This is a genomic window from Streptomyces sp. NPDC044003, assembly GCF_056435185.1.
The window spans coordinates 388,346-400,980 of sequence record NZ_JBWKFA010000002.1 but is presented as its reverse complement, the minus strand read 5'-3'; the positions used below and the strand labels follow the sequence as shown (position 1 = coordinate 400,980).

Sequence of the window (12,635 nt, the reverse complement as noted above, 5' to 3'; positions counted from 1 at the left end):
TACGGAGCGGCACCGACGGGACGATGGACCCACCCCATTCGGGACTTTCGGTCCACCGCCGGAGTGATCGCCCCGGCAAACTTGGCGATCATGGACATAGGGATCGACCTCGGCACGGCCAACACGCTCCTCTACGCCCGGGGCCGGGGCATCGTGCTCAACGAACCGTCCGTGGTGGCGGTCCAGGAGGGCTCCCGGCAGGCCCTCGCGGTCGGCACGGAGGCGAAGGAGACCATCGGCCGCACGCCCGGCTCGATCACCGCGATCCGGCCGCTGAGGGACGGCGTGATCAGCGACTACGAGGCCGCCGAGGAGATGATCCGGCACTTCGTCCGCAAGGCCGTCCCGGGCCGCCGGCGGCCCCGCACCCGGATGGTGGTGTGCGTGCCGAGCGGGGTGACGCAGGTCGAGCGGCGGGCCATCGTGCACGCCTCCCTCTCGGCGGGGGCGCGTGCGGTCCATCTGATCGAGGAGCCGATGGCGGCGGCGATCGGCGCCGGGCTGCCCGTCTCCTCCCCGCGCGGCTCGATGGTCGTCGACATCGGCGGCGGTACGACCGAGGTGGCGGTGATCTCCCTCGGCGGCATCGTCACGGCCCAGTCGCTGCGGGTGGGCGGCGACCGGCTCGACTCGGCGATCACCGACCACGTCCGCAAGGAGCACTCGCTGCTCGTCGGCGAGCGGACGGCCGAGGACGTGAAGGTCGCGATCGGCTCGGCCTGGCCGGTGCCGGGCGGCGAGGAGTTCGAGTGCCGGACGTTCACCGTCCGGGGCCGGGAGAAGGTCAGCGGACTGCCGAGGCCGGTGGAGCTGACCGTGCCGGAGGTGCGGGCGGCGCTCGACGAGCCGGTGGAGGCGATCATCACGGCCGTACGGGTGACGCTCGAGGAGTGCCCGCCGGAGCTGTCCGGCGACGTGATGGAGCACGGCATCGTGCTGACCGGCGGCGGGGCGCTGCTTCCGGGCCTCGACCTGCGGATGGCCTCGGCGACCGGCATCCCGGTCTTCGTCGCGGACGAGCCGCTGGACTGCGTGGCCCTGGGCTCGGGCCGGTGCGTGGAGGACTTCGACGGGCTCCAGCGGGTGCTGGGGAAGGCGGAGACGGTCCGGTAGCGGGTCCTGGGGAAGGCGGAGACGGTCCGGTAGCGGGGCGCTCGGGAAGGCGGAGACGGTCCGGTGAGTTACCGCGTCAGGCCGGTAGGGAGCAATGCCGTCACCAGGTAGGCGCCGTCCTCCCGGCGGGCCTTCAGCGTGCCGCCCATGCTCGTGACGCGCTCCTCCATGGAGAACAGGCCGGTGCCGGTCGAGACGGGCGAGGGGTCCGGCGGGCTCTTCGGCAGCGGGTTGCGCACCTCGATCCGCAGATCGGGTCCCGCCACGGTGATCGCGACCGTCACGGGGAGGCCGGGCGCGTGCTTGGCGGCGTTCGTCAGGCACTCCTGGACGACGCGGTGGACGGCGGCCTGCCGCAGCGGGGACAGCGCCTTGGCCTCCTCGGCGACCGTCAGCTCGACGGGGTTGCCCATCCGCTCGCTCTCCCCCGCGAGCTCGGCGAGCCCTTCGAGGCCGGGGGTCGCGGCGTCCCGGTCGGCGCGGCGCACGATCGTCTCGTTGAGCATGAGGTGGGCGCGCCGGGCGGTGTCCGCGAGCTCCTCGAAGTCCTTCTGGTGAGCCTCTCCCCTGGCCCGTACGGCGAGGACCTCGGCCCGCACCGCGAGGACGGTGAGCTCGCGGCCGACCAGGTCGTGGACGTCCCGGCCGACGGAGATCCGCTCCTCCTGCACGGCCTGGCGGGCGGCGGCCTCGCGGCGCTGCACCTCCAGGGCGCGGACGAGGTCCTGGCGGTAGGCGGCGATGCCGACGCCGGCCGCGAGGGTGCCGATCGGGACGACCAGGCTGAGGAAGTCGCTGAGGGTCTCGCCGTGTTCGGCGGGCCAGCCGGGCGTCAGGAAGAGGCCGTACGCCACGGCGACGTACAGCAGGGTCGCGATGATCGCGGCGCGCCGCCCCCGGAACCGGCCGATCGAGTACAGCGCGAACTGGATCATGGTCAGCTCGTGCAGCCAGCCCATCAGGCCGAGCGCCACCACGTACGGCAGCCAGGGCAGCCGGCGGCGCAGCACGAGCGTGGCCGCGCCGGCCGCCAGGACCAGGGTCGCGGTGACCCCGGTGAGGGAGTTGTCGGCGCGGGCGAGCCCCGGCACGTCCAGGACCATCAGGCCGAAGGCGCTGAGCGCGGCGACGACGTCGAGGGCGCGGGGCGAGACGGCCCACCGGTCCACGCAACGGCGGAGCGCGGGGACGGTGGGGAGGCGGAGCATGCCTTCCATCATCCCGGGTCTTTCGGCCCGGCCCCAGGGACTTCGGTCACAAGTCGCGTGATGTCACCCACAAACGGACAAAGCAGAAGGGGCCCGGAACCGCGGGAAGCGGTTCCGGGCCCCTCTCGTCGTACGGATCAGGCCTGCGGCAGGTTCGCCAGCTGGGTCTGGATGCGGGCGATGTCCTCGTCCGCCTTGGCGAGCCGGCCCTTGATCTTGTCCACGACGTTGTCGGGTGCCTTGGCCAGGAAGGCCTCGTTCCCGAGCTTGGCCTCGGCCTGGGCCTTCTCCTTCTCGGCCGCCGCGAGGTCCTTCGCGAGGCGCTTGCGCTCGGCCTCCACGTCGATCGTGCCCGAGAGGTCGAGCGCGACGGTGGCGCCGGCGACCGGCAGGGAGGCGGTGGCGGAGAAGCCCTCGCCCTCCGGCTGGAGGCGCAGGATCTGCCGGATGGCGGCCTCGTGCGCGCCGAGCGGGGTGCCGTCGAGGGTGAGGCGGGCGGGCACCTTCTGGGCGTCCTGGAGGCCCTGCTCCTTGCGGAAGCGGCGGACCTCGGTGACGACCCGCTGGACGAGCTCGATCTCCTTCTCGGCGGCCTTGTCGTGGAAGCCGCCCGGGGCGTCAGCCCCAGGAACAGACACAGCCTTCGGCCAGTCCGCGATCACGAGGGACTCGCCGCCGGTGAGCGTCGTCCACAGGGTGTCGGTGACGAACGGGACGATCGGGTGCAGCAGCCGCAGCATGACGTCCAGGACCTCGCCGAGGACCCGGCCGGAGACCTTGGCGCCCTCGCCGCCCGCGAAGAACGTGGTCTTCGACAGCTCGACGTACCAGGCGAAGACCTCGTCCCACGCGAAGTGGTAGAGCGCCTCGCTCAGCTTGGCGAACTGGAAGTCCTCGTAGTACGCGTCGACCTGAGCGACCGTCTCGTTGAGGCGGGACAGGATCCAGCGGTCGGTCGCCGACATCTCGGAGGCGTCCGGCAGCGGGCCCTCGATGTTCGCGCCGTTCATCATCGCGAAACGGGTCGCGTTCCAGATCTTGTTGGCGAAGTTCCGGGACGCCTGGACCCAGTCCTCGCCGATCGGGACGTCGACACCGGGGTTGGCGCCCTTGGCCAGGGTGAACCGCAGGGCGTCGGAGCCGTACTTGTCCATCCAGTCCAGCGGGTTGACCGTGTTCCCGAACGACTTCGACATCTTCTTGCCGAACTCGTCACGGACCATGCCGTGGAACGCGATCGTGCTGAACGGCGGCTGACCGTCCATCGCGTACAGACCGAACATCATCATCCGGGCGACCCAGAAGAACATCAGGTCGTAGCCGGTGACCAGGACGGAGTTCGGGTAGAACTTCTCCAGGTCGGGCGTCTGCTCCGGCCAGCCCATCGTCGAGAACGGCCACAGGCCGGACGAGAACCACGTGTCGAGGACGTCGGTGTCCTGCGTCCAGCCCTCGCCCGTCGGCGGCTCCTCGTCGGGGCCGACGCAGACCAGCTCGCCGTTCGGACCGTGCCAGACCGGGATGCGGTGGCCCCACCACAGCTGGCGCGAGATGCACCAGTCGTTGAGGTTGTCGACCCAGTCGAAGTAGCGCTGCGACATGTCGGCCGGGTGGATGTTGACCCGACCGTCGCGGACCGCGTCACCGGCGGCCTTGGCGAGGGTCTCGACCTTGACCCACCACTGCATCGACAGACGCGGTTCCAGCGTCGTCTTGCAGCGCGAGCAGTGGCCGACGGAGTGGACGTACGGACGCTTCTCGGCGACGATCCGGCCATCGGCGCGCAGGGCGGCGACGATCGCGGAGCGGGCCTCGAAGCGGTCCAGGCCCTGGAAGGGGCCGTGGACGGTGATCACACCGCGCTCGTCGAGGACCTCGATGGACTCGAGGTCGTGACGCTGGCCGATGGCGAAGTCGTTCGGGTCGTGCGCCGGCGTCACCTTGACGGCGCCGGTGCCGAACTCCGGGTCGACGTGCGTGTCGGCGACGACCGGGATCGTACGGTCGGTCAGCGGCAGCTTGATCCGCTTGCCGATCAGGTGGGCGTAGCGCTCGTCGTCCGGGTGGACGGCGACCGCGGTGTCACCGAGCATCGTCTCGGCGCGGGTCGTGGCGACGACGATGGTGTCCTCGCCCTCGCCGTACTGCATGGAGACGAGCTCGCCGTCGTCCTCCTGGTAGTCCACCTCGATGTCGGAGATGGCCGTCAGGCAGCGCGGGCACCAGTTGATGATGCGCTCGGCGCGGTAGATCAGCTCGTCGTCGTAGAGCTTCTTGAAGATGGTCTGGACGGCACGGGACAGGCCCTCGTCCATGGTGAAGCGGTCCCGGCTCCACGCCAGGCCCTCACCGAGGCGGCGCATCTGGCCGGCGATCTGCCCGCCGGACTCGGCCTTCCACTCCCAGACCCGCTCGACGAACGCCTCGCGGCCCAGGTCGTGGCGGGACTTGCCCTCCTTGGCGAGCTCGCGCTCGACGACGTTCTGGGTGGCGATGCCGGCGTGGTCCATGCCGGGCTGCCACAGCGTCTCGAAGCCCTGCATGCGCTTGCGGCGGGTGAGGGCGTCGATCAGCGTGTGCTCGAAGGCGTGGCCCAGGTGGAGCGAGCCGGTGACGTTCGGCGGCGGGATGACGATGGTGTACGGCGGCTTCTCGCTCTTCGGGTCCGCCTCGAAGTACCCACGCTCTACCCAGCGCTCGTACAGCGGCCCCTCTACCTCGGCCGGCGCGTACTGGGTCGGCAGTTCGGTCGTGGGCGCTGTCTGCTGCTGAGTGTTCTCGGTCACGGGGCCAGTTTAGGGGTGTCCCGGTGCTGTCCTGAAACGCTTTGGTTCGGTAACGGTGTGGCCCCCGCCGCACTGACCGGCCACGGGTTCCGCCAGGATGTTCGGCAGACATAAACATCCTGTGAGGGGAACCTGTCGATGAGCTACAACCAGCCGGGTCCGTACGGCGGCCAGCAGCCCGGTCCTTACGGCCAGCCGGGCCCTTACGGCCAGCAGCCGCAGCAGCCGGGCCCGTACGGCCAGCCGCAGGCTCCGCAGCCGGGTTACGGATACCCCCAGCAGGCCCCGCAGGGTGTTCCGCCGCAGCAGCCGCCCTACGGCTACCCGCAGCAGCAGCAGCCCCCGTACGGCCAGCAGCCGCAGTACGGCGCCCCCCAGGGCCCCGGCGGCTACGTGCCCCACCCGCCGGCCCCGAAGAAGTCCAAGGCCGGCTGGATCATCGGCGCGGTCGCGGTCGTCGCGGCGATCGGCGTGGGCGCGTACTTCGTCATCGGCGGCGGTGGCGGCGGCTCGGTCGCGGACGACGGCCCGCACAAGCTGATCACGCCGGAGACGGTGCTCGGCGAGTACAAGAAGTCCCCCGACAAGGGCGACTCGTCCGACAAGGACACCCTGAAGGAGGCCGAGAAGAACGGCGTCAAGAACGCCAAGGAGGTCAGCGCCTCCTACCAGGTGGAGAACAAGGCCAACCCCCTCGCGGGCAAGGTCCTCTCCTTCAGCGGCCTCTACGGCGAGATCGACGACCCGGAGAAGGTCGTCGACACCGTCTTCGCCAGCATCAAGACCGAGGCCGACAAGGACAAGGGCAAGAAGGGCGAGCCGGCCCTGGTCGGCGAGCCGAAGGCGTACGAGCCCGCCGAGCTCGACGGCGCGGTCCTCAAGTGCCAGCAGGCCAAGAGCGAGGCCGACCCCGCCTCGTCGACGCCGGGGTTCGCCATGACCATCTGCGTCTGGGCGGACCACAGCACCGTGGGCTTCGTCGTCCCGCTCGACATGGCCTCCGCCCTCACGGGCACGGGCGGCTCCGCCGAGGACGCCGCCGCCATCACGGCCAAGCTCCGCAAGGAAGTCCGCGTCAAGGCCTGATCCCAGGCCCGCACACGGAGAAGGGGCGCCCCGCCGGCCGGCGGGGCGCCCCTTCCATGTCCGTACGGCTCAGGCCGACTTCTCGTGCCTGCCGTCGTTCTTCACGATCCGCGGGACCAGCGTCGGGTTGACGTTGTTGCGGACGACGTCGGCCGTGATGACCACGCGGGCCACGTCCTTGCGGGACGGGACCTCGTACATGACCGACTGGAGGACCTCCTCCATGATGGCGCGCAGGCCGCGCGCGCCGGTGCCGCGGAGGATCGCCTGGTCGGCGATGGCCTCCAGGGCCGGGCGGTCGAAGTCCAGTTCCACGCCGTCGAGTTCGAAGAGGCGCTGGTACTGCTTCACCAGCGCGTTGCGCGGCTCGACCAGGATCTGGAGGAGCGCCTCGCGGTCCAGGTTGTGGACGGAGGTGAGCACGGGGAGACGGCCGATGAACTCGGGGATCATCCCGAACTTCACCAGGTCCTCCGGCATGACCTCCTGGAACTGGTCGCTCGCCTCGATCTCGCGCTTGGAGCGGATGGTCGCCCCGAAGCCGATGCCCTTGGCGCCCGCCCGCGACTCGATGATCTTCTCCAGGCCGGCGAAGGCGCCGCCCACGATGAAGAGCACGTTCGTCGTGTCGATCTGGATGAACTCCTGGTGCGGGTGCTTCCGGCCGCCCTGCGGCGGGACGGAGGCCGTCGTGCCCTCCAGGATCTTCAGGAGGGCCTGCTGCACGCCCTCGCCGGAGACGTCACGCGTGATCGACGGGTTTTCGCTCTTACGGGCGACCTTGTCGATCTCGTCGATGTAGATGATCCCGGTCTCGGCCTTCTTGACGTCGTAGTCGGCGGCCTGGATCAGCTTGAGCAGGATGTTCTCGACGTCCTCGCCGACATAGCCGGCCTCCGTCAGCGCCGTCGCGTCGGCGATGGCGAACGGGACGTTGAGCATGCGGGCCAGGGTCTGGGCCAGGAGCGTCTTCCCGGAGCCCGTGGGACCCAGCAGCAGAATGTTGGACTTCGCCAGTTCGATGGCGTCGTCACGGCCCTGCGCGCCGCCGTTCTCGCCGGCCTGGACGCGCTTGTAGTGGTTGTACACCGCGACCGAGAGGGCCTTCTTCGCGGGCTCCTGCCCGACGACGTACCCCTCGAGGAACTCGTAGATCTCGCGGGGCTTGGGGAGTTCCTCCCACCGCACCTCGCTCGTCTCCGCGAGTTCTTCCTCGATGATCTCGTTGCAGAGGTCGATGCACTCGTCGCAGATGTACACACCGGGTCCCGCGATGAGCTTCTTCACCTGCTTCTGGCTCTTTCCGCAGAACGAGCACTTGAGCAGATCGCCGCCATCACCGATGCGTGCCACGAGGTGCTTCCCCTTCGCCTGGGAGCGCTTGGTTCAGCGACTCCTGGTGCCTCATATTCGACGGTACCTTGCCGGGCCCCCTGTTCGGGCCCCCCTTGGCACGGTTCACATGGTCGCGATTCGGCCACACGAGCCACGCGGACCCTGTGAACCGCGCCGAGGGAAGGTCGGGCGTCAGCGCTCGGCGGAGGCCGTGCTCTTGCGGGTCGAGACGATCTGGTCGATCAGGCCGTACGCCAGGGCGTCCTCGGCCGTCAGGATCTTGTCGCGCTCGATGTCGTCGCGGATCTTCTCGATCGGCGTCGAGGAGTGCTTGGCCAGCATCTCCTCCAGCTGGCTGCGCATGCGCAGGATCTCGTTGGCCGCGATCTCCAGGTCGGAGAGCTGCTCACGGCCGGTGCCGCCGGAGGGCTGGTGGATCAGCACGCGGGCGTTCGGCAGGGCCATCCGCTTGCCGGGGGTGCCGGCGGCGAGCAGCACGGCCGCGGCGGAGGCCGCCTGGCCCATGCAGACCGTCTGGATGTCGGGCTTCACGAACTGCATCGTGTCGTAGATGGCCGTGAGGGCGGTGAAGGAGCCGCCCGGGCTGTTGATGTAGATCGAGATGTCGCGGTCCGGGTCCATCGACTCCAGGCACAGGAGCTGCGCCATGACGTCGTTGGCGGAGGCGTCGTCGATCTGCACGCCGAGGAAGATCACGCGCTCCTCGAACAGCTTCGCGTACGGGTCGTACTCGCGGACGCCCTGCGAGGTGCGCTCGACGAAGCGCGGCACGACGTAGCGGTTGTCCATCGGCGCGCCGGTGTAGAGGCCGCTCGGGGAGAGGTTGTTCTGCATCTGGGTGTTCACCGTCCTGGTGGCGTTCAGAGGGGGCTGGGGGCTCTTCGGCGGGCTGCCGGCGCTCAGGCGCCCGTGCCGCCGCCGCCCGGAACACCCGCGGCGTGCGTGATGATGTCGTCGATGAGGCCGTACTCCTTGGCCTCCTCCGCGGTGAACCAGCGGTCGCGGTCGCCGTCGCGGATGATCGTCTCGACGGTCTGGCCGGAGTGCTGCGCGGTGATCTCGGCCATGCGCTTCTTGGTGCGCAGGAGGTACTCGGCCTGGATCTTGATGTCGGAGGCGGTGCCGCCGATGCCGGCGGAGCCCTGGTGCATCAGGATGTCGGTGTTCGGCAGCGCGAAGCGCTTGCCGGGGGCGCCGGCGGTGAGCAGGAACTGGCCCATGGAGGCCGCCATGCCCATGCCGATGGTGACGACGTCGTTCGGGATGAACTGCATGGTGTCGTAGACCGCCATGCCGGCCGTCACCGAGCCGCCGGGGCTGTTGATGTACAGGAAGATGTCCTTCTCCGGCTCGGCGGCCAGGAGGAGCATCTGGGCGGTGATCTTGTTGGCGATCTCGTCGTCGACCTGCTGGCCGAGGAAGACGATGCGCTCGCCGAGCAGTCGGTTGTAGACATGGTCGCCGAGGCCGCCACCGATGGACGGCTCACCCGCGGCGTAAGGCTTCAGATTCGTCACGTATCCACCTGCTCGTCTCCGACGGCCCCAAGCCGTCTCAGCGTCTTGTTCAGAGGGCAGTGCCCTCGTATTCATGGACCCTAACGCGCAGGTCGGACAACGCCATCCCGGTTCCCGAACTGTTCGCTGGGAGCGCAAGGTAGTTGGGGGCGTGTAAGAGGGTCCCGGTACGTCCACGGGCCCGTACGCACAGGAGTGCGCACGGGCCCGTGGAGCAGGGTCCGCCGGGGGCGGGGGCCCTTACTTGTCCTCGGAGACCTCGGCCTCGCCGGTGACGGCCTCGACGGCCTCGACGGCGGTCTCGACCTCGTCCTCGTCGTCGGAGAGGTCGACGACCTCGCCGTTGGTGTCGAGGACCTTGGCGGCCTCGACGACGACCGCGAGGGCCTTGCCGCGGGCGACCTCGCCGACGAGCATCGGGACCTGGCCCTGCTGGGCCACGGCCTGGGCGAACTGGTCGGGGCTCATGCCGGAGGAGGCGGCACGGCGGAACAGGTGCTCGGTGAGCTCCTCGCGGGAGACGTCGAGCTTCTCCTTGTTGACGAGCTCATCGAGGATGAACTGCGTCTTGATGCCCTTCTCGGCCTGCTCCTTGGTCTCGGCCAGGAACTCTTCCTCGGTCTTGCCCTGGATCTCCAGGTACTTCGCGAGGTCGAGGCCCATCTGGCCGAGCTGGTGGTGCTCCAGGTTGTGCTTGCGGGTGTTGATCTCGTCCTCGAGAAGCTTCTCGGGCATCGGGACCTCGACCAGCTTGAGGAGCTCGTCGAGGACGCGCTCCTGGGCCTGGGTGGCCTGGTCGAACTGCTTCATGTTCTCGAGGCGCTTGCGGCTGTCGGCCTTGAGCTCGTCGAGGGTGTCGAACTCCGACGCCATCTGCGCGAACTCGTCGTCGAGCTCGGGGAGCTCACGGGCGGCGACGGTGGTGACCTTGACGGTGACCTCCGCGTCCTTGCCCTCGGCGGAGCCGCCCTTCAGCTGCGAGGTGAAGGTGGCCTCGCCGCCGGCCTCGAGGCCCTTGACGGCCTCGTCGATGCCGTCGAGCAGCTCGCCGGAGCCGATCGTGTACGAGACGTCGCTGGCGACACCGTCGGGCAGGACCTCGCCGTCGACCTTGGCCTCGAGGTCGATGGTGACGACGTCGCCGTCCTGGGCGGCACGCTCGACCGGGGAGGTCGAGGCGAAGCGCTCGCGGAGCTGCTCCACGGACTTCTCGATGTCCTCGTCGGTGACCTCGACCGCGTCGACGGTGACCTCGATGCCGGAGTAGTCCGGGATCTCGAGCGTCGGGCGGACGTCGACCTCGGCGGTGAAGGCCAGCAGCTCGCCGTCCTTCAGCTCGGTGATGTCGACCTCGGGCTGGCCGAGCGGGTTGACCTCGGCCTCGTTGACGGCCTCGGTGTAGAACTTCGGGAGCGCGTCGTTGACGGCCTCCTCCAGCACGGCGCCGCGGCCGAACCGCTGGTCGATCACGCGAGCCGGGATCTTGCCCTTACGGAAGCCCTTGACCGTGACCTGCTGGTTGATCTTCTTGTACGCCGCGTCGAGGCTGTCCTTGAGCTCCTCGAAGGGCACCTCGACAGTGAGCCGAACCCGGGTCGGGTTCAGGGTCTCCACGGCGCTCTTCACGGTTCGGTCTCCTTGTGGCTGATTCCTGGAATCCGCCGGGGCCGCGTGTGGCGGTTCCGGCGGGTCGGCCCGGTCAGAAAGACACACGGGCACGCAGCTTGCATAGTAACCGCAAGCGGGATGACGCCCACAACGTGATCAAGAACGCGCGAGGTGAGCGCGTGATCGTCATGGTCGGGGTGGCGGGATTTGAACCCACGGCCTTCCGCTCCCAAAGCGGACGCGCTACCAAGCTGCGCCACACCCCGTCGGTGCGACACGTAGGGTACATGGATGGGGACTGTGCGGCGCCCCCTGTTTTCCGGGTGTGCACGAAAGGCCCCTGACCGGCTACCATGCTCCTCGTGCCGCGGTCCTCGTGACCTGCGGCGCGATGCTGTGCGGGTGTAGCTCAATGGTAGAGCACTAGTCTTCCAAACTAGCTACGCGGGTTCGATTCCCGTCACCCGCTCTCAGACGAGAAAACCCCAGGTCTCCTGGGGTTTTCTGCGTTTCGCCCACCGTCCGGGAGCGCTATCCGCGCTCGGACCGCCCGTGAAGCTCCCGGGCGAGTGCCCCCAGGGCCGTTCCGTAGCTGGACTCGCCGTCACTGCTGACGTTGACCGCGACGACGGTGCCGGTCCCGCCACCGTCGAGGTCGACCAGGTACGGGCCACCGCTCGAACCGACCCCCATGACGCACGGAATCCGCCACGCGATGCCGTCGAGAGGTTCCCCGGGGGCCTGACAGTGCAGGGCCCGGTTCGTGTACGGATAGCCGACGAAGTGGGTGAGGGCCGCCGGTTCCGGCTCGAACGTGACCCTCTGGACGCCGGTCACTTCGGAAATGCTCCGCCCGTCGCGAGCGGGGTTCATCTCCAGCATGGCGACGTCCTGCCCGTCGTCCTGCCACTCGACGGCCATCCGCACCCTGCGCACCGTGAAGCCGCCGTACGGGCTCTTGCCGTCGCGGTACCCGGGCACGAAGTAGGGCTGCCCGTCCCACGTCGCCTCCGACGCGGACTTCCCCTCGACGGGTGTCCTGACGCAGTGCGCCGCGGTGACGACCGTGTGCGTACCGACCACGGTCGCCGTACAGGCGGACGGACCGCCGTCACTCCCCCGGACGTACAGCCGGCCGACGGTACGGGCGATGGCACCGCCCCGCTCCCATGCGGGCTGCACATGCTCGCCCATGCGGTCCCCGGCAGCGAGCGCCCTGACGCCCGTTCCGGTCCAGTACGCCTCCACCTGGGCGCGCTGCCCGTCCGTGACCGCCGCGTCATGGACGACGATCTCGGCCTCGGTCGGCGCTTGGCCGTGCCGGGGTTCGCCGCCGCCCTTCCCGGCCGCGGTCATCGGGCCGCAGCCGCCCGCACCCCATACGACGAGCGCGGCCGCGACCGCACCACCCCATCCGCGCCTTCTCCCCATGCCCCTACTGCCCCCATCCCGGCCCTCGGCCGTTCGCGTGACGAGGCCCCCGCCTGTGCCGGCGGGGGCCTCGTCGCGTGTCAGAACTTGATGGAGGCTACCGTCAGAACTTTATGGACCCCACGGTCTGCGTTATCGAGTCCAGGAAGCGCTGGATGTCGTCGGCCATGCCGGTGGAGGCGAGGAAGAAGCCGAAGAGGACCGCGACCACGGCCGGGCCGCCCTTGAGGTTTCCCCCTCGGATCAGCACCACCAGGATGATTGCCAACAGCAACACCACAGACAGTGAAATGGCCACAACTGATCACACCCTCGGTCGGTCCCACCTTGCCCACCAGGGAGCCCCTGTCTCGGAACACCCCCCGCTTCCTCCATCGTGCCACCAACCCCCTTGCCCTCGCTGCCGGGTGACGAATCGTCGAGGTCGGGCAACGGGAAGGGAGAGGATTGCCACACCCGTACAACCAGAGGACGATTGCGGTGTTTTGGGGCTTTTGAACCACGCCTCACCGCCCCTTTTTAGGGGGATT

Annotated in this window: 10 protein-coding genes and 2 tRNA genes; 3 read left to right on the top strand and 9 right to left on the bottom strand. The window is 69.3% G+C overall.

The genetic code is table 11. From position 1 onward, the window contains the following. Nucleotides 1-90 precede the first annotated feature (90 nt). Nucleotides 91-1,113 carry a rod shape-determining protein gene (locus tag AC07AW_RS08420; RefSeq protein ID WP_478814688.1) on the top strand — a complete coding sequence of 341 codons (1,023 nt, stop codon included), beginning with the start codon at nt 91-93 and terminating at the stop codon, nt 1,111-1,113. A 68-nt stretch (nt 1,114-1,181) separates the two neighbouring features. On the opposite strand, the gene AC07AW_RS08415 is transcribed toward AC07AW_RS08420, so the two are convergent. Both AC07AW_RS08415 and AC07AW_RS08410 read right to left on the bottom strand, forming a co-directional pair. Continuing rightward, nucleotides 1,182-2,321, bottom strand: coding sequence for a sensor histidine kinase (locus AC07AW_RS08415; protein WP_478814687.1), 1,140 nt, complete (start codon nt 2,319-2,321; stop codon nt 1,182-1,184). A 137-nt stretch (nt 2,322-2,458) separates the two neighbouring features. Next, the gene (locus AC07AW_RS08410; protein ID WP_478814686.1) at nt 2,459-5,107 is read right to left on the bottom strand and encodes a valine--tRNA ligase; all 2,649 of its coding nucleotides are present in this window, start codon (nt 5,105-5,107) and stop codon (nt 2,459-2,461) included. Nucleotides 5,108-5,245: 138 nt separating this feature from the next. On the opposite strand from AC07AW_RS08410, the gene AC07AW_RS08405 reads away from it, so the two are divergent. Then, nucleotides 5,246-6,193 (top strand): hypothetical protein, encoded by a 948-nt coding sequence (locus AC07AW_RS08405; protein WP_478814685.1) that lies wholly within the window; start codon nt 5,246-5,248, stop codon nt 6,191-6,193. Nucleotides 6,194-6,262: 69 nt separating this feature from the next. Here the strand turns inward: AC07AW_RS08405 and clpX are convergent, their stop codons facing one another. The 5 genes from clpX to AC07AW_RS08380 form a co-directional block, all read right to left on the bottom strand. Beyond that, complete coding sequence (clpX, locus tag AC07AW_RS08400; RefSeq protein WP_015033605.1) at nt 6,263-7,546, bottom strand: ATP-dependent Clp protease ATP-binding subunit ClpX; 1,284 nt, start codon at nt 7,544-7,546, stop codon at nt 6,263-6,265. A 174-nt stretch (nt 7,547-7,720) separates the two neighbouring features. Continuing rightward, nucleotides 7,721-8,383 carry an ATP-dependent Clp protease proteolytic subunit gene (locus tag AC07AW_RS08395; RefSeq protein ID WP_030684990.1) on the bottom strand — a complete coding sequence of 221 codons (663 nt, stop codon included), beginning with the start codon at nt 8,381-8,383 and terminating at the stop codon, nt 7,721-7,723. Nucleotides 8,384-8,448: 65 nt separating this feature from the next. Then, nucleotides 8,449-9,066: an ATP-dependent Clp protease proteolytic subunit gene (locus tag AC07AW_RS08390; RefSeq protein ID WP_362572549.1), complete on the bottom strand. Its 618-nt coding sequence runs from the start codon at nt 9,064-9,066 to the stop codon at nt 8,449-8,451. 240 nt (nt 9,067-9,306) lie between these two features. Continuing rightward, nucleotides 9,307-10,692 carry a trigger factor gene (gene tig, locus AC07AW_RS08385; RefSeq protein WP_478814684.1) on the bottom strand — a complete coding sequence of 462 codons (1,386 nt, stop codon included), beginning with the start codon at nt 10,690-10,692 and terminating at the stop codon, nt 9,307-9,309. A 171-nt stretch (nt 10,693-10,863) separates the two neighbouring features. Beyond that, nucleotides 10,864-10,940 (bottom strand) — tRNA-Pro (locus AC07AW_RS08380). Between the two features lie 132 nt (nt 10,941-11,072). Here AC07AW_RS08380 and AC07AW_RS08375 point away from each other — a divergent pair. After that, nucleotides 11,073-11,143, top strand: a tRNA-Gly gene (locus AC07AW_RS08375). A 62-nt stretch (nt 11,144-11,205) separates the two neighbouring features. Here the strand turns inward: AC07AW_RS08375 and AC07AW_RS08370 are convergent. Beyond that, nucleotides 11,206-12,105 carry a trypsin-like serine peptidase gene (locus AC07AW_RS08370; RefSeq protein WP_478814683.1) on the bottom strand — a complete coding sequence of 300 codons (900 nt, stop codon included), beginning with the start codon at nt 12,103-12,105 and terminating at the stop codon, nt 11,206-11,208. A gap of 103 nt (nt 12,106-12,208) precedes the next feature. Then, the gene (locus AC07AW_RS08365; protein ID WP_030684996.1) at nt 12,209-12,403 is read right to left on the bottom strand and encodes a hypothetical protein; all 195 of its coding nucleotides are present in this window, start codon (nt 12,401-12,403) and stop codon (nt 12,209-12,211) included. Nucleotides 12,404-12,635: the final 232 nt, after the last annotated feature.

What these genes read in the sequence shown, in the direction of transcription:
- AC07AW_RS08420 (WP_478814688.1), top strand. Translation starts at nt 91, where the DNA reads ATGGACATAGGGATCGACCTCGGCACGGCCAACACGCTCCTCTACGCC.
- AC07AW_RS08415 (WP_478814687.1), bottom strand. Translation starts at nt 2,321, where the DNA reads ATGCTCCGCCTCCCCACCGTCCCCGCGCTCCGCCGTTGCGTGGACCGG.
- AC07AW_RS08405 (WP_478814685.1), top strand. Translation starts at nt 5,246, where the DNA reads ATGAGCTACAACCAGCCGGGTCCGTACGGCGGCCAGCAGCCCGGTCCT.
- AC07AW_RS08395 (WP_030684990.1), bottom strand. Translation starts at nt 8,383, where the DNA reads ATGCAGAACAACCTCTCCCCGAGCGGCCTCTACACCGGCGCGCCGATG.
- AC07AW_RS08370 (WP_478814683.1), bottom strand. Translation starts at nt 12,105, where the DNA reads ATGGGGAGAAGGCGCGGATGGGGTGGTGCGGTCGCGGCCGCGCTCGTC.